Here is a 16,956-nt window from a genome sequence, read left to right as displayed (position 1 = left end):
ATTTTCGAAAACTTCAATACCCTTTAAGACTAGCAAAAGTACCTGTGTTGACGCAAGTCAAGACCCTCGGATTTACTCGACTTCTCGCGGAGCAAAAACAGAGACGCCTCCGCCCGGAACCGGGAAGACACCAAATCCTTCTTCGTCAATCACGACTGGATGATCTTGATGGTTTGTATAGTCGAACCATTCTTGACCCGCACGCTCTTCACCGACGAACATGCGTTTCTCGCACATGTCGGCGTTCGAAAGCAACACGGCACAACCTGAGTTCTCGATCTCATCGACACCAAGACGAACCCAGCCTACACAGTGCGGGTCATCAAGATAATCCTGTTGTTCTCCGTATGCTTTATGATAGCGCGTATAGAGCAGGGCATTGATCATCTCTTTTTTTCCTTCGACAGGGGTCGGTCCTTGGACGCCATAGTAATCCCCGTAAAAGACACATGGATATCCGTCCTTACGTAACAAGATCGATGCATAGGCATGTTGCTTGAACCAGTCATCCACCCATGATTCTAGCGACTCGCCAGGCTGTGAATCGTGATTGTCGACGAACGTCACGGCATTCGTCGGATGCGACTCGACGAGCGTATCCGCAAACAATGTCGTTAAATCAAATTTTTCTCCCTGCTTGGAAGCTTCATGGAATTTATAATGAAGCGGAACATCAAACAAATCAATCGTGTAGTCGACACTGTCTAGGAAATGACGGCAATCGTCGAGATCTGACTTCCAAAACTCGCCGACCATGTAAAAATCGCCTTCGCTGCTTTCCATCATCGATTTCGCGAATTCACGGACAAATTCATAGTTGATATGCTTGATTGCATCAAGACGGAAGCCTTGGCAATCGATCGTGTCCTTGAACCAGTGTCCCCAACGGATCATTTCTTCCCGTACCGTCGGATGATTGTAGTCGATGTTTGCAAACATGAGGTAATCATAATTGCCGAACTCATCATCTACTTGGTTGTTCCAATCTTTATTATTTCCGGAAATCTTAAAGATCCCTGTTTTTTCTTCGCGCGCGTCAAAATCCGTTCCATTGAAGAATTCGTGTGTCCAGACGAAATCCGAATACTTTCCATTACGACCTGGGAAAGTAAACTTCGTCCACGCATCGATTTCAAACTCTTCTGAAATTTCTTTCGATCGGTCTTCTGGATTGACTTCCACTACTTTAATCGTTTCGAGTTCGTCTGCTGCAGCTTTATGGTTCATGACAACATCCGCATAAACAGCGATATCGTTCTCATGGGCAACTTCGATTGCTTCGACCAGTTCATCCTTTGTGCCATATTTCGTCCGGACCGTTCCTTTTTGATCGAACTCGCCTAAGTCATAGACATCATAGATGCCGTATCCTGTATCTTCATCCGACTGACCTTTCGATGCTGGGGGAATCCACACGGACGTGATGCCAGCAGCACGCAATTCAGGCGCTCGTTCTTTCAAACGTTGCCAGTGCTTTCCATCATTCTCTACATGCCACTCGAAAAACTGCATCATCGTATGGTTACGTTCCATCTCTCTTCGCTCTCCCTTAGTTACTATAGTATGAATATTATTACAATACCTTTACTATTCCCCGAGCGAACAAAAATAAACGCTTCCCGTTTGCAACGAGAAGCGTTCAACCAAATGGACCCTGCAGGACTCGAACCTGCGACCGGACGGTTATGAGCCGTCAGCTCTAACCAGCTGAGCTAAGGGTCCTTAAGTAATAGTAGCGGCGGAGGGAGTCGAACCCACGACCTCACGGGTATGAACCGTACGCTCTAGCCAGCTGAGCTACACCGCCATGATGTATGTTTCTTACTCTTATTAGATTACGAGATGTGACGAAACTTGTCAATATGCTATTTCAAAAAAATAAACAGCTGATTTCATTTTTTTTCGAAATCAGCTGTTTTAAAATAAGTCTACGCTTAGTTCATTAATGCTGTCCGCTGTTCAAGGACGAGATCCGTGATGTTCACAGCGTGATCGCCGATTCGTTCAAGGTTTGAAAGTAAGTCGACGAAGATCATTCCCGCTTGTCCTGTACATTCACCAGCATTCACGCGAAGTACATGATGTTTACGGAATGAACGTTCGAATGCATCAAGTTTCCCTTCAAGTTCAAGAACTTTTCGTGCCCGCGTGACATCGTCTTCTTCGACGGCGCGAATCGCACAAGAGACGATTTCTTGTGTCAGGACATACATCTCATCAAGCTCTCGCTTCGCAGATGTGGTGAACTGAATCCGGTTGACGATCTGGAAGTCGATTAATTCAACGATATTCTCAACATGATCACCAATCCGCTCAAAGTCATTGACGGCGTGCATCAATAACGAATGATCGTTTGATTCACGTTCTGATAAATCATGTGCTGCTATTTTAACGAGATAACTCGTCACTTCTGTATTCAGGTAGTTGATCGCATATTCAATCTGCTCGGATTCTGAAACATCTTTTTTATCATGCGATTGCGTGTAACGGTGTGCTTTTGCAAGTGCGTCTTTTGAGAATTCACCCATACGCAAAACTTCAAGTTTCGCTTGGTTTAAGGCAAGCGCAGAAGATTGATTTAAGATGTTTTGATCGAGATGACGCGGTTTTGAATCGATCGTCGTATCCGTACCTGGTACGATTTTTTGAACGAGCCATGCGATTTGTGCGATGAACCAACATTGAATCAATGTGTTGACGACATTGAACGTTCCGTGTGCAAAAGCAATTTGCATTTTCGGTTCTAAACCGAGCGCGTCTGTAATCCATGCGATGAAGCTTGAGAACACTGGTAATGCGATCAAGAACAAAATTGTTCCGATGATATTGAAGATGACGTGTGCGGCGGCTGTCCGTTTGGCTGCGATCGACGCACCAAGTGCTGCAAGTACTGCCGTAATCGTTGTTCCAATGTTATCACCGAACAAGACCGGTAGTGCCGCTTTGATATCGATCATGTCACCAGCATACAACTCCTGTAAGATACCAATCGTCGCAGATGACGACTGAACAAGAACTGTAAAGATAGTTCCGACGAATACACCAAGCAATGGGTTATCCGACATCGAGACAGTCAACTCTCGGAACCAGGCACTTGATTCGAGCGGAGCCATCCCGTCCCCCATCAATGTGAGACCGTAAAACAATGCACCGAAACCAAAGAAAATCTGTCCGATATACTGAACACGTTCTTTATTGAAGAAGAAGATCAAGAAAGCACCAATGGCGATTGCCGGAAGTGCCGCTTCTTTAACATTGAACCCGATGATAAAGGCCGTGATCGTCGTACCGATGTTCGCTCCCATGACGACACCAATTGCTTGTCGTAAATTCATCAGACCTGCACTCACGAGTCCGACGACGATGACAGTCGTACCGGATGACGATTGAATCAATATCGTGACGACGATACCTGCTAAGATACCTAATAGTGGATTCGTCGTATACTTATCGAGGATATAACGTAATCGGTCTCCCGCTGTTTTTTGGAGACCATCTCCCATATACTTAATACCGAAAAGGAAAATCCCAAGTCCACCGATGAAGGTAAAAATCATTTCCTGCAAATCATAGTTCATCTTGCCAGCTCCTTTATTTGATGTGGATTGATGTGTTTGTAAAGTTTATTTTTTCGACCCCCCTATTATGTAAAGGTCTAATGAACTTGTAAACAGTTTTCCCGACATCCAATTGTTAAGGTTTTATTAATCTGTACCACTACAATAATTCCTTTATTTATGAACAAATAGACAAACCAAAAAATCTGTTATAAAACAATGGAAAGAGTGATATTCTTGTCTTTTTTACGTCAACTCATTAATTACTTACAAACTTCATTAATTCCAAACCGCTCGTTTTTACGACTTCGTCTATCAGATGTTTCTTTGTATTTCTGTGGATTGGCTTGGATTTCACTATGGACGACGATCATCGATTCCTTCTTTTTACAAAAAAATATTCCAATCGTGATTTGGTTCGTTCTCCACTTCATCTTCATCGCTATTGCGGTCTTACTGTATTTGCTCTTGATGGCATATCTGACGAAAGGATTCGTTCGTCTGTTACTCCCCCGTCCATGGGCATATCGTCAGACGTTCCCTTATACGGTTGCAACGAATCTATGGACCTTCCCCCTTGGCATGCTTCTTTACCAATTGGGGCATCATCAAATAGGAGTTGCTTTACTCATCCTCGGGCACTTCATTTACACGTTGGTGCCATTATGGATTGCCCGTTCCCCGAAACCTCGCGCGTCACGTAAATCTCGATGAGTATCAAAATCAGGCGTCCGACGGATTGACGGACGCCTTACTTTCATTAAACAATTGTAAATGTTCGATTTTCGTTCTTGTTTCTCGATTTTTAGGGAATAGTTCGATATGATAGAAAAGGTAAACATAAACAATATGGCGGTATGCCACAAAAGGAGATTTTCGATATGCCGAAAATGGTCCATCGCTCTAAGACTCGTCCCGTTCGTGTAGGGGACCTTGTCATTGGTGGAAATAATGAAGTCATCATCCAAAGTATGACGACAACTAAAACACACGACGTCGAAGCGACAGTCGCTGAAATCCTACGTCTTGAAGAAGCTGGTTGCCAAATCGTCCGCGTCGCTTGTCCAGAAGAACGTGATGCGCTCGCACTTGCAGAAATCAAAAGCCGAATCAACATCCCGCTTGTCGTAGACATCCACTTCAACTATAAACTCGCGCTCATGGCGATCGAAGCTGGCGTCGATAAAATCCGGATCAACCCAGGTAATATCGGTCGCCGCGAAAAAGTCGAAGCCGTCGTGACAGCAGCAAAAGCGAAAAACATCCCAATCCGTATTGGGGTAAACGCTGGTTCACTCGAAAAGCACATTCTCGAAAAATACGGTTATCCAACAGCACGTGGTATGGTCGAAAGTGCCTTGCACCACATCAAGATCCTTGAAGACCTCGACTTCCATGACATCATCGTTTCATTGAAAGCATCAGACGTACAGTTGGCGCTTGAAGCATATCAACTTGCTTCTGAATCGTTTGACTATCCACTTCACGTAGGGATTACGGAATCGGGTCCACTTCGTTCTGGTTCATTAAAATCAGCAGCAGGACTTGGAGCGATCCTCTCACGCGGAATCGGAAATACGGTTCGTGTATCTCTTTCAGCGGACCCTGTCGAAGAAGTAAAAGTCGCAAAAGAAGTCTTGAAATCATTTGGTCTCGCAGCCAACGCTGCGACATTGATCTCATGTCCAACATGTGGTCGGATCGAAATCGATTTGATGTCGATCGCTGCAGAAATCGAAGACTATATCGAAAATATCCAAGCGAACATCAAAGTTGCTGTTCTTGGTTGTGCAGTCAACGGTCCTGGTGAAGCACGTGAAGCCGATATCGGTATCGCTGGCGCTCGCAACGAAGGATTGTTGTTCCGCCACGGAGAAATCATTCGTAAAGTACCAGAAGCAACAATGGTCGAAGAATTGAAAAAAGAGATCGATGCCATCGTCCTCGAAAAACAGGCTGAAAAAGAAGCCGAAAAAGCAAATCACGTATAAGATAGGGCTCCTCTTTGATGAGGAGTCTTTTTTCGTATCTCGATTTCGACTATGTTATACTAAGTGAAGAAAAATTCTTAGAACGTGGGTGACTGTAAATGAAAATTGGAATCGACATCGATGGAACGATCACACATCCATCCTCTTGCTTCACTTACATGAATAAACATCTCGGAACGTCGATTGACTTCAATCAGGCGTCTGAATATGAATTGCATACGTATACGGATATGAATCAAATCGAATTTTGGGACTACATGGTGAACTCCGGTCACGAGTCAGGAATTTATCGTGAGTCCATCCCTCAAGAACATGTTCGCCACCACTTATGGAATTTGCGGAAGCAATATGATCTCCATTACGTGACAGCACGATCGGAACTCGTTCGTCCTGTAACTGAAGAGTGGATCAAACAACATGAACTTCCTCTTGATTCCTTAATCATGACGGGATCACACGACAAAGTACAAGTCGTCCGTGATTTATCACTCGATTTGTTTATGGAAGATCGATTAGAGAATGCTGTGCAGATTGCAGAAGATACATTCATCCCTGTGATTTTGTTCGACGCACCTTATAACCGTAAAGCCGTACCGAATAATGTTATTCGTGTCGCTTCATGGAATGAGGCTGTTCAAGAGATTCAAAAATTTGCACCGATTCGTTAAAACAGCCGATTAGGCTGTTTTTTCCGTTTTTCATGTTATTGAACTCTGAGATATCTTACAATGATTTTCGTTTTAAATTTTAAAATAGGAAGTGCTTCATGATGCTTGCTACAGTGAATATCTTTTTTATTAATATTTGTATTATTTTTCTCGTTTCTACGTTCGCCTTTTATCTGCTTCGTGATCGTTTACCGATTCAACCCGACTCGATGATATCTACTCGGCTGTATTTTGGTTTTGCTAATGGGATCACCGGTATTCTTCTTATGCATCATGCGATCGATTTAAACGGCGCACTGATTGATTTGCGTTTGTTACCTCTCGCTTTATCCGCTTTATTCGGTGGTAACATCAGTATCACAGTGACGGGATTAATGCTTTTGATTTATCGTTTTTTAATCGATAATGGCGATTCTATAAATGCCCTACTTAGTTCTGTCATGACGCTACTCGGTTTTTTGATGCTGTCATTTATTTGTCGTCGGTTCATTACACGGCAAGGATATTTTTTTACCGCCATCGTGACAGTCGGTTCTCTACTTGTTCTTTGGCGACTGATTACAAGTAATTCCCCTGTAGATGCCTGGAGGACGATTTATATTCCTTATTTCGTCTTAACGATTGGCGGAGCCTTTTTGTTTTATCGTTTGTCACTACTCCTGCAACAACATTTTGTTCTTTACTCTTATCAATCCTATCTCGCTTCGACCGATCAATTAACAAGGCTTGCGAATCGACATGTCATTTTGGAAAAGGTCACGACGCTTGAAAAAAACAGAGCTTCTTGGGGCGTCATCTTGTTTGACTTAGATCACTTCAAGAGTGTGAATGACACGCATGGTCACGCCGGCGGCGACGCCGTCTTGCGCCATTTTTCGATTGTATTGAATGAACATTGTCCCGCACCTATCACGGTTGGTCGATATGGCGGTGAAGAGTTCATCGTCATCATTCCAGATTGTGACCTTTACGAACCTATTCATTTAGCAGAAACAATCGTGGCAGCCGTTCAACAAACGCCATTTGTCATGCAGGATCACGCTGTATCGATCACGGTATCTGCTGGAATTGCTTACGCTCATCATCAACCCGCTGAAACGGTCTTCAAGCAAGCAGATATTGCTTTGTATGAAGCAAAAACACAAGGTCGAAATCAATATCGACTGTACCAATCATAAATACTGTATGAAAAAGCCACTTCTCTCCGAAAGGTTCGGACTGAAGTGGCTTTTTAGGTATTAATGAATCGTTCCTTCATTCGTTTTTTGTAGTAGACAGATGATTTCTTCGAGTGGTACCGGTTTAGCGAAGAAGTAGCCTTGGAACAAATGAATCCCGATTTCTTTGGCAATGCGTACTTCTTCTCCCGTCTCTACCCCCTCGACGATACATTCGACATGCATCGACTGACTCAATTGAAAAATCGACTCAAGGATCGATTGTCGTTTCTCTGATGCTCCGATTTGTTCAATGAATTGCTTTGGAATCTTTAATTGACGTAACGGTAATAAACGTTCGAGGACGTGATACGAGGCATGACCAGTCCCGAAATCATCAAGAGAAACTGGAAAATCGAGTGTTTTGATGCGCTTGAGCGCTCGATGAATCGATTGACTCTCAAAATCAAGCGACTGACTTTCCGTGATCTCGATCTTAATCTGTTGCGGCTTTAGTGCATACTTGAGTAGCGTTCGTTCAATGAATGGCATGAATGACTCACTCGTCAATTGTCGTGGCGATACGTTAACCGATAAGGTAAATTCATCCGGAACGAGACCGATCAATGCTTTACGCGTCTTACACCCTTCCTCAAAAATCCATTCTCCTAGACGAATCATCAAGTCACTTTTTTCAGCAATCGGGATGAAGACGGATGGTCGATCAGCTCCTTGCAACGAGGTCTTCCAGCGAACCAATGCTTCAAGACCAATGAATTGTTCTGATCGAACATCGTACTGCAATTGATAGACGAGGTGAAAGTCCGTTTCAATATTAGCCTGTGCTAATGATTGTGCTGCTTTGACTCGCAATTCTTGATCCTTTCGCCAGGCTTGGTCAATGCACATCACACGTTCATTTTGTTGAGCGGCTTCCTGTAGCGCAGTCAATAACTGCTGTACTCGACGCTTCCGATTGTCCGTCGCCCCTTCTCCATTATCGATGACGATGGATATGTTGACGTAGACATGATGCCCTTCGATTTCGTAAGGTATGGAAATTTCTTGACTCAATTTTTCCATCGCTTCCTTACATGCCACCTTGTCCGGCTTTTTCATGACGATCAATAACGTTCCTGCTTCGATTCGAGCAAACGCTTGATAAGGAGGTAGTTTTCGCTTGAGCCGTTCAATACATGCTCGTAACACTTGTGACTGAATGTCTTCTCCAAAATACCGTGCCAACTCATAATAATTTTCTAAATGAATCCCGACAAAAATGAGCTGTTTTTCAGGTCTTGGGAAATCGACTTCGTTCAATCCTTGACGATTCAAAACACCTGTTTCTTCGTCACAGCGTGCCGTATCGTGTAGTTGTATCGCCAAATCATTCAAACGATTTAAATTACGGATATGCAAGTGATTGATGACAAGGGCGATGGAAACACCAATTATAATCATGCCAATTCGTCCATAATGATCAGTCGGATCAATTTTCACCGTCATGGTATCGGCATTCCACATGACGTAAAAACTAGTTGCGATGGCAATGATGATGGCGTACCACATCATGATTCGTTGATACGAAATCAAAGCGATCATTAAAAACAAAAAACTGCTAGCCCAAACGGTGACCGCCGCATAAGGTAAAAAACTAATCGAAGTGATTGGAACAACGAGCAACATCAAGGACAATAAGTGGGTTTGCAACACCACGTCCATCTTACGACGACTGATATAAAAAATAAAAATCCCCATGAGGACTAAAAATGAAATAATGACAGAACGACTTAAATATGCATTCTTGATCGTCTCTTCCGTCGTCGTATAAATGATTAAAGCGCCAACAAGCATCATGAAAAGGGCAAAATTTCCGATCCACCATTGTTGTTTCCGAACAATGTCCTCCATGTATTTCCCTCCTTTCCATTAGTTTTTTCGTATATAGGTTTCGACATCGCTTGATGATACTCCTATCGTATCGAATGTGTCAATTCTTTCCTAAAAAGAAAAGTCTTCCCTCATACATGTCATGGAAGACTTTTCTCTAACATTTATTGTCCTATAACCCAAATCGTCCTAACTCTTCGATGACATCCGTTGCTAACAAACTACTTGGATGTAATCGTCGTTCAACTTGTTTTGAAGCACACGCATACCACTCCGCTCCTAGCGCTAGCGTTTTTTCGACATCTCCTGATGGATGTTGCGCAAGGAGACTCGTTAAAATTCCAAACAAGGTATCCCCGCTTCCTCCCTTTGCGAGACCACTCGATGCACCAGAGATGACAAACCCACCTCCATCTGGTTTAGCGATTAAAATGACATGGGATTTCAAAACGACAGTTACTTGATGCAAGACGGCATACTCAGTTGCTTGACCGAATAGATCATCTTGAATACTTGCAACAGTCTGATTCGTCATCCGAGCGAATTCGCCAATATGCGGTGTGACGATGATCGGCGCGGTTCGTTCTGGGTAACTTTCTTTTATTAGTGCTCCGGCATCTAATACTACCGGTAAATCACTCTCAAGTAGATGATCCACCCATGTTTCGGCTACTTCTTGCGATAAACCAGGACCGATTCCAACTGCTGATATGGAAGATAGCACGTTCTGAATCGCCGGTAACGTCTGGTCCACGACCATCGCTTCCGGTGCTTGGACGACGATCCCCTGTTTCGCAAGTGACGTCGTCGCGACTTGTAGTTTACCGACTCCCGTTCTTAGGGCTGCCCGTGTCGCAAGTTGAATGGATCCCGGCATCGTGTCACTTCCTCCAATCAATAATGCCGTTCCGTATGTCCCCTTGTGACCGTATGGTTCCCGCTTAAACAAGGAAGCCAGATCCTTCGGTGAGACACGCCATTCACCAAAAGCCGGTAATCCGATATCTAGCGTTTCTGATTCTCCATAAAACGGTGCCGTCCGTATCAAAAAGGTAGATCGTTTCATCGCATGCAATTGAAATGTCGCATCTGCTCGAATCGCTATCTCTTTGAATCCTATAGTATGGTCCGTCGGCACACCGCTCGGTACATCTATTGCATAGATGCGTGCTCCTTGCTGCTTTTGTTCCGATACGAATGTACACTGCGCCTCGAATTCCGGATTAATCCGACCTGGATCAAATCCAGTACCGTATAAGGCATCCAAAATGACATCATATCGACCACATGGTTTTTCGGCTACAAGTCCGAACGCTTCTGCATAATGAGTATGAATCGTTGCAATATCCGAACGACTCTTTCCAAACGGAGTGAATAGCGTGACATCGAATCCGTCACGTATCAGTTCGCGACCAATGACATAACCATCCCCACCATTATTGCCGGTTCCACACAAAATTAGTATTCGTTCCCTCTTCGAATGGCGCGTTTTAATCTGTGTTGCGATCTGACTTCCGGCTCGCTCCATTAACACCTCGAGCGGTAGCCCAGATGTCCGTGCCCACTCATCAATTTGTCGTGCTTCCTGTGTATCATAAATCATCATCTCATCACCTCTGTTCGACTATTCCCGTTTTAATCAGGACTAGTCGTATAAAAACAAAAAAGAGAACGTCCCGAATGGACGTTCCCTTCTATTTAAGACGTCAAGCGTTGACAATTCGCACAACGTCCATAGATTTCGAATTTATGATCTTCGACTTCAAAACCAGTCTCTTGAGCGGGTGAAATCCACTCCATCGGGCAGACATTCAACGTCTCCGTCTTGCCGCAGATTCGGCATATCAAATGATGATGGTGATGACCGGAAGCACAGGCAGCCCGATATTTCATCTCACCGTCTAATTCCGTCACTTCTAATAAGTCGATTTCCGAAAAATCATTCAAGTTTCGATAAATCGTATCATAACTTAACGAAGGATGAGACGTCCGGAGAGCTTCTGCCACTTCCCGCGCACTGACATACCGATTCACTTCAAACAGATACGATAGCAAATCCAGACGTTTCGGTGTCATTTTAAACCCAGAAGCCTTCATTCGTTCACGCGCTTGTTCGATGTTCGTCTTCATGTGTTTTACCTCCTATCCAAAAACGTTCTAATAGCATGACGATGATCAGTTCGAGCACGGCAAGTAGGACAATCATTCCGCCGGGTGCTAAATCAAACTGATAAGCCAGGATGAGTCCAAGTACTGTTGCAATCTCACCGAAGATGATAGCTAAAAAGATCGTCGTCTTAAAACTTTTTGCAATTCGAAGTGCTGCCGCAACCGGCAACGTGATTAAGCTCGAGACAAGTAAAATCCCGACGATTCGCATACTAATCGCGATCACAAGCGCAACGACGATCATAAAGAGAATGTGAACTAAACGAAGTCGGATTCCCGAGACACGTGCCTGTTCCTCGTCAAATGAGAGGAACAACAATTCCTTATAAAAGGCAAAGACGAAGATGACGACCACGACCGTCACGATAAGAATCGTGTACACATCCGTTAAGGCAACAGCCGAAACCGTTCCAAATAAGAAGGAGACGAGATCCATTGAAAAGCCGTTCGCAAGACTAATGAATGTCGCACCGAGCCCCATCCCTGTTGCCATGATGATCGGAATCGCGAGTTCTTGAAAATGCTTATACTTAGCGCGCAACCAATCAATCGTCAGTGCCGCGATGACCGACGTCACGATTCCTAAGTACAGTGGATTTAAATCCGCTAATTGCGCGACCATACCAGAAATCAAGAGACTGAGTGCAATCCCAGCTAACGTGACGTGCGAAAGTGCATCTGCGATCAGGCTCATCCGCCGGACGACGACGAACGAGCCAATCAATGGGGCCGTGAATCCAATTAAAATGGCAGCCACTAAAGCATACTGTAAAAATTTTAACGTCATGAATGCTTCGATCATTGGACACTCTTCCCTTCGTGAACGAGGACACGTCCCGGAACTGGATAGAGGGAGCGGATCGTCTGTTCATCTAGTTCCCAATACTCTTTAATGCCACAGTTACAACCTAAACGTCCATCGACCAAATGAATGACATCCGTGACGAGTTTGCTGACGAAATGGATATCATGTGTCACAAGGACGAACGTTCGCCGTTTATCTCGACGCAGTTCTTCAAGAATTTCATAAAATTCTTTCACATATCGCTGATCGACACCAACAGTTGGTTCATCTAAGATCATTAAGTCTGGATCGTTGACGAGCGCACGCGCGATGAAGACGCGTTGTTGTTGACCGCCGGACAAGTCGCCGACTTTTGAATCACGGCGTTCCCACATTCCAACTGTTTCAAGGGCAGTCCGTACTTTGTCTCGATCATCGCGTGACAAACGACGAAAAAGTCCTTTTTTAGCATACAACCCCATCTCGACGACTTCTGCGACAGTTACCGGGAAACCCGAGTTAAACGAAGCTGCTTTTTGCGAGACATAGCTGATTCGCCACCATTCATTGAATTGCGATTGGGGTTGTCCGAATAAGCGAATCGTTCCTTTCGGTTGCAATAAACCTAAGATACATTTGATCAGCGTCGATTTCCCAGATCCATTTTCCCCGACGATTGCTAAGAATTGTCCTTGTTGAACCTGAAACGAAACTTGATTCAATACCCGGCGATCTGGATAATCATAGCTGACTTGATCAATCTCGATGATTGGTGTTTCCATTTATTTTCACTCCTTCCGTTTTCGTAAAACGGAATAATTACGTCTTAATCAACTGTCTTATTATAGCGTTCGCTAATTATTGGTGCAACTCTAGCAACTTCCTATCCTCCTTTGAAAATAATCAAGGTACAATAAAGACAGAAACTAGCTGTTTCCGGCTTGTTCAGGAAGGGAAATCTTTTAATGCACGCATCGCAGAGAGGAGTCGAGGTCACTTGAAACAAGAACTTGCAGTTATCGATATCGGTTCCAACTCAATTCGTTATGTCATCTTCCATCCGATCGCTTCTGGTCGTTACATCGAGAAGATTAACATTAAAGTCGTCGCGCGTTTATCTGCTCATATCAATAAAGACGGAGCACTTGACGACGCAGGCATCTCGTTACTCGAAGAAACGTTACATCGATTTTACGAAGTCGGTGTCACCCATGAGGTCGAGGAGACGATTTGTGTCGCGACCGCTGCTATTCGTAATGCGACGAATCGAGAAGCAATTGTTAAATCCGTTACTGAAAACACACCTTTTTCCATTCAGGTTCTAACAGACGAACAAGAAGCATACTATGGTTATTTTGCTATCATCAATTCGACCTTCCTGACAGATGGGTTTTCTGTCGACATCGGCGGTGGTTCCATGGAAGTCACCTTGATCGAAAATCGCGAGATGGTAGCGTATCATAGCTTTCCATTTGGCGCCGTCACATTGACACGGCAATTCGTTTCCGACGAGACACTTAGTGCAAGTGATAAGAAGAAGTTGGTGAAATTCTTACGGGAACAATTCGAATCGATACCATGGCTAAGTGATAAAAAGCTTCCTTTAATCGGTGTCGGTGGTTCTGCCCGAAACTTCGTTCGTATCCATCAATCCAATCAGGATTATCCGCTTCGGAGCGTTCATCAATATCAAATCAAGGCGAAGGAACTCGCGAAGATGGTCGATGATCTGGAAGGGAAATCAGCGAAACAGCTATCGAAAATCGAAGGGTTATCAAAGGATCGAATCGATATTTTCCTGCCGGCATTGATTGCGATCCAAGGGTTAGCTCAACACATCGAAGCGGAAGAATTCATCATGAGCAATCTCGGTCTTCGTGAAGGTCTTGTTTACGAGTTCGACGTGCAGGACGAAGCATACCGCCGGATTGAAAACGTACGTGAGCAGAGCCTCTATCAGCTTGAAAGTGATTATAAGGTCAATCGTGATCGTGCGTCGTATATCGGAACACTTGCTAAATCGATGTACCGTCAACTCGTCACGTTAGACCTGGTATCAGAACGAGCGTCCGATTTACGCCTCCTCGATTCCGCAAGTCGTTTGTTTTATTGCGGTCAATACATTAATCCGGACACGCGATCAGACCAGACGTTTTATTTGTTGACGAACACCGAAATGAATGGCATGACGCATAAGGATCGCGTTGCGCTCTCCCTTGTCAGCTCCTATTCTTCAGCGAAACGGATGCAACAATTAGCAAAGCCGTTCAAAGAATGGTTCACGGAAGAATCACTGGACCGCTTCGACTTACTCGGTTCTTTACTCAAGTTAAGCCATGCCCTCGACGTGACGGAACGAAAAGCTGTCGATCATTTGGAACTGTTCCTTAAAAAGGACCAACTCCAATTCGTCCTCGATACAGGCGATCACGATTATGGATTTGAAGTCGAAAAAGCCGAAAAACAAAAGAAACACCTGGAACGAATCATTGATTGTACGATTACCTTCGAAACGAAAGGAGATCTTCCTTCATGAAGCTCGACATACCGGAACATTTCAATAATCGTGAGCTCAGCTGGCTCCAGTTCAACGAACGTGTACTGGGTGAAGCTTTTGACACACGCAATCCATTAATGGAACGTTTTAAGTTTCTCGGTATCTTTAGTTCCAATTTAGACGAGTTCTATATGGTAAGGGTCGGTGGCTTAAAGGATGAAGTGCTCGCTGGGTTCAATAAACCGGAAAATAAACAACAGATGACACCTAAACAACAGTTACGTGCGATCGCGTTGAAAACAAAAGAGTTAGTCGATCGGCAATACGAAGCATTTCAAGCAATCAATCAGACGTTATCAGATGAAGGCATTACATTCTTAAAATACGACGCCCTGACTTCAGAACAAACGACCTATGTAAAATCCTTTTTCCGTGAACAAGTCTTTCCGGTACTCACGCCTGTTGCTGTCGATGCCTATCGTCCGTTCCCGATGTTGTCTTCAAAATCACTTAACATCGCAACGGTTCTTGAAGCAGAAGACGGGACGAAACGAAATTTGGCACTCGTACAAGTACCTGCTGTTTTACCGCGATTCGTCGATTTACCGGTAGAAGATGACGAGACGACGGCTGTCATTTTACTCGAAGACGTCATCATCGCCTTCATTGACAGTTTATTTAAAGGCTATCGCGTGTTGTCTGCCATGCCATTTCGGATCACCCGGAATGCCGACCTTCCGTTTCACGAAGAAGGGACACACGATTTATTGAAGTTAATCGAAAAGGAATTAAAAAAACGGCGTTGGGGGGTAGCAATTCGACTTGAAGTCCAAAAAGCTGCCATCAATACTGAACTACTCAACATGCTACGTGATGTACTTGATTTGCAGGAACGCGATATCTTTGCTGTGGATGGTCCGATTGATTTGACGTTCTCCTTCGCCTTCTACAGTCAAATCGGTGTTGAATATGATCATTTGATCTATCAGACGATCATGCCGGTCGACCCACCCGCACTCGATAGTTCAAAAAATCTGTTCAATCAATTACTGGAACGCGACTATCTCTTGCATCATCCATATCATACGTTTGATCCTATCGTCCGGTTCATCGTCCAAGCGGCTAATGATCCGAACGTCCTTGCCATCAAACAAACCCTTTACCGCGTATCTGGTGACTCACCGATCATTAAAGCCTTAAAAACAGCAGCCGAGAACGGGAAACAGGTCACTGTCCTCGTCGAACTCAAAGCTCGATTCGATGAGGCGAAGAACATCGAGTGGGCAAAGCAGCTAGAAAAAGCCGGCGCTCATGTCATCTACGGATATAGTGATTTAAAGACGCACTCGAAGATCACGCTCGTCGTCCGACTCCACGAAGGAAAGATTCAGCGTTTCGTCCATCTTGGTACCGGCAACTATAATGATTCGACGGCGAAACTATACACGGATGTCGGATTATTGACGGCTCGAGAAGAAATCGCCGAAGATGCGACAAACTTCTTTAACTGGTTGTCCGGATACGGGGAACAACCCGAATGGAACGTCATCCAAACTTCACCGAACGCGATGCTTGAGAAGTTCCTGTCATTGATTGATGAAGAAATCCATCATCATCAAAAACACGGAAACGGTCGAATCGTCGCCAAGATGAATAGTTTAACGGAGAAAGACATCATCTTACGTCTCTATAAGGCATCGCGCGCCGGTGTACAAGTCGAACTTATCGTTCGTGGCGTCTGTTGTCTGCGTCCTGGCATTCCAGGTGTTTCGGAGAACATTCGCGTCATCTCGATCGTTGATCGTTATTTGGAACATTCACGCATCTTCTACTTCCATCATAACGGGCAGGATTTGATGTATGGATCAAGTGCTGACTGGATGACACGCAACATGCGAAAACGGATTGAAATCTTGTTCCCGATTATGGACGAAGAACATAAACAATATCTAAAGGATTGTCTCGCCCTCGCCCTTGCTGATAATGTCAAAGCGCGTGAGCAGACAGCCGCTGGATCCTATTATTACGTTAAAGACGGAAAACAGAGCTGCGAATCACAGTTGCTGATTCTAGATTATACGAGCGGCAAATTAAAACAAAAACCAAGTTTTACAGCTCCATTGAAACAAAAGTGGATCACAATCGAAAAGAAGGATGACAAAGTCATTCTTGATCAAAATGCCACCTGACATTTAAGATATACTTTACTTCAAATGCTGATTACAGCAGAAAGGACGAAATGT

At 44.3% G+C, this 16,956-nt stretch carries 13 protein-coding genes and 2 tRNA genes; 6 read left to right on the top strand and 9 right to left on the bottom strand.

Annotated elements, in window-relative coordinates; translation table 11 throughout:
- Window positions 1-72: 72 nt before the first annotated feature.
- From ASG02_RS01450 to ASG02_RS01435, 4 genes are all read right to left on the bottom strand, one after another.
- Entirely contained in the window at window positions 73-1,533 is a 1,461-nt protein-coding gene (locus ASG02_RS01450; RefSeq protein ID WP_056060171.1) for an alpha-amylase, read from the bottom strand.
- A gap of 115 nt (window positions 1,534-1,648) precedes the next feature.
- Window positions 1,649-1,722, bottom strand: a tRNA-Ile gene (locus ASG02_RS01445).
- Between the two features lie 11 nt (window positions 1,723-1,733).
- Window positions 1,734-1,807, bottom strand: a tRNA-Met gene (locus ASG02_RS01440).
- Window positions 1,808-1,934: 127 nt separating this feature from the next.
- Window positions 1,935-3,578 carry a Na/Pi cotransporter family protein gene (locus ASG02_RS01435; RefSeq protein ID WP_056060168.1) on the bottom strand — a complete coding sequence of 548 codons (1,644 nt, stop codon included), beginning with the start codon at window positions 3,576-3,578 and terminating at the stop codon, window positions 1,935-1,937.
- A 207-nt stretch (window positions 3,579-3,785) separates the two neighbouring features.
- Here ASG02_RS01435 and ASG02_RS01430 point away from each other — a divergent pair, with 207 nt between their 5' ends.
- From ASG02_RS01430 to ASG02_RS01415, 4 genes are all read left to right on the top strand, one after another.
- Entirely contained in the window at window positions 3,786-4,271 is a 486-nt protein-coding gene (locus ASG02_RS01430; RefSeq protein WP_056060164.1) for a hypothetical protein, read from the top strand.
- Window positions 4,272-4,438: 167 nt separating this feature from the next.
- Window positions 4,439-5,548 carry a flavodoxin-dependent (E)-4-hydroxy-3-methylbut-2-enyl-diphosphate synthase gene (gene ispG / locus ASG02_RS01425; protein WP_035409173.1) on the top strand — a complete coding sequence of 370 codons (1,110 nt, stop codon included), beginning with the start codon at window positions 4,439-4,441 and terminating at the stop codon, window positions 5,546-5,548.
- Window positions 5,549-5,646: 98 nt separating this feature from the next.
- Window positions 5,647-6,216, top strand: coding sequence for a hypothetical protein (locus ASG02_RS15640; RefSeq protein WP_231496878.1), 570 nt, complete (start codon window positions 5,647-5,649; stop codon window positions 6,214-6,216).
- 98 nt (window positions 6,217-6,314) lie between these two features.
- Complete coding sequence (locus tag ASG02_RS01415; protein ID WP_056060160.1) at window positions 6,315-7,394, top strand: diguanylate cyclase; 1,080 nt, start codon at window positions 6,315-6,317, stop codon at window positions 7,392-7,394.
- Between the two features lie 60 nt (window positions 7,395-7,454).
- Here ASG02_RS01415 and ASG02_RS01410 read toward each other — a convergent pair whose 3' ends face one another.
- The 5 genes from ASG02_RS01410 to ASG02_RS01390 all read right to left on the bottom strand — a co-directional run bounded on the left by ASG02_RS01410 (window position 7,455) and on the right by ASG02_RS01390 (window position 12,998).
- Window positions 7,455-9,284, bottom strand: a complete 1,830-nt coding sequence (locus ASG02_RS01410; protein ID WP_056060158.1) for a GGDEF domain-containing phosphodiesterase — start codon at window positions 9,282-9,284, stop codon at window positions 7,455-7,457.
- Window positions 9,285-9,435: 151 nt separating this feature from the next.
- Window positions 9,436-10,866, bottom strand: coding sequence for a bifunctional ADP-dependent NAD(P)H-hydrate dehydratase/NAD(P)H-hydrate epimerase (locus ASG02_RS01405; protein WP_056060155.1), 1,431 nt, complete (start codon window positions 10,864-10,866; stop codon window positions 9,436-9,438).
- A 95-nt stretch (window positions 10,867-10,961) separates the two neighbouring features.
- Window positions 10,962-11,393, bottom strand: a complete 432-nt coding sequence (locus ASG02_RS01400; RefSeq protein WP_035409180.1) for a Fur family transcriptional regulator — start codon at window positions 11,391-11,393, stop codon at window positions 10,962-10,964.
- Window positions 11,365-12,234 carry a metal ABC transporter permease gene (locus tag ASG02_RS01395; RefSeq protein WP_035409182.1) on the bottom strand — a complete coding sequence of 290 codons (870 nt, stop codon included), beginning with the start codon at window positions 12,232-12,234 and terminating at the stop codon, window positions 11,365-11,367. The genes ASG02_RS01400 and ASG02_RS01395 overlap by 29 nt, the downstream gene beginning before the upstream one ends.
- Window positions 12,231-12,998 carry a metal ABC transporter ATP-binding protein gene (locus tag ASG02_RS01390; protein WP_035409184.1) on the bottom strand — a complete coding sequence of 256 codons (768 nt, stop codon included), beginning with the start codon at window positions 12,996-12,998 and terminating at the stop codon, window positions 12,231-12,233. The genes ASG02_RS01395 and ASG02_RS01390 overlap by 4 nt, the downstream gene beginning before the upstream one ends.
- A 215-nt stretch (window positions 12,999-13,213) precedes the next feature.
- Between ASG02_RS01390 and ASG02_RS01385 the strand changes: the two genes are divergently transcribed.
- Window positions 13,214-14,752 (top strand): Ppx/GppA family phosphatase, encoded by a 1,539-nt coding sequence (locus ASG02_RS01385; RefSeq protein ID WP_056060152.1) that lies wholly within the window; start codon window positions 13,214-13,216, stop codon window positions 14,750-14,752.
- Window positions 14,749-16,902, top strand: coding sequence for an RNA degradosome polyphosphate kinase (locus ASG02_RS01380; RefSeq protein ID WP_035409188.1), 2,154 nt, complete (start codon window positions 14,749-14,751; stop codon window positions 16,900-16,902). Before ASG02_RS01385 ends, ASG02_RS01380 begins: the two co-directional genes overlap by 4 nt.
- Window positions 16,903-16,956: the final 54 nt, after the last annotated feature.

The organism is Exiguobacterium sp. Leaf196, assembly GCF_001423965.1.
Taxonomy (GTDB): Bacteria; Bacillota; Bacilli; order Exiguobacteriales; family Exiguobacteriaceae; genus Exiguobacterium_A.
This window is presented reverse-complemented; position numbering and strand designations above follow the sequence as displayed.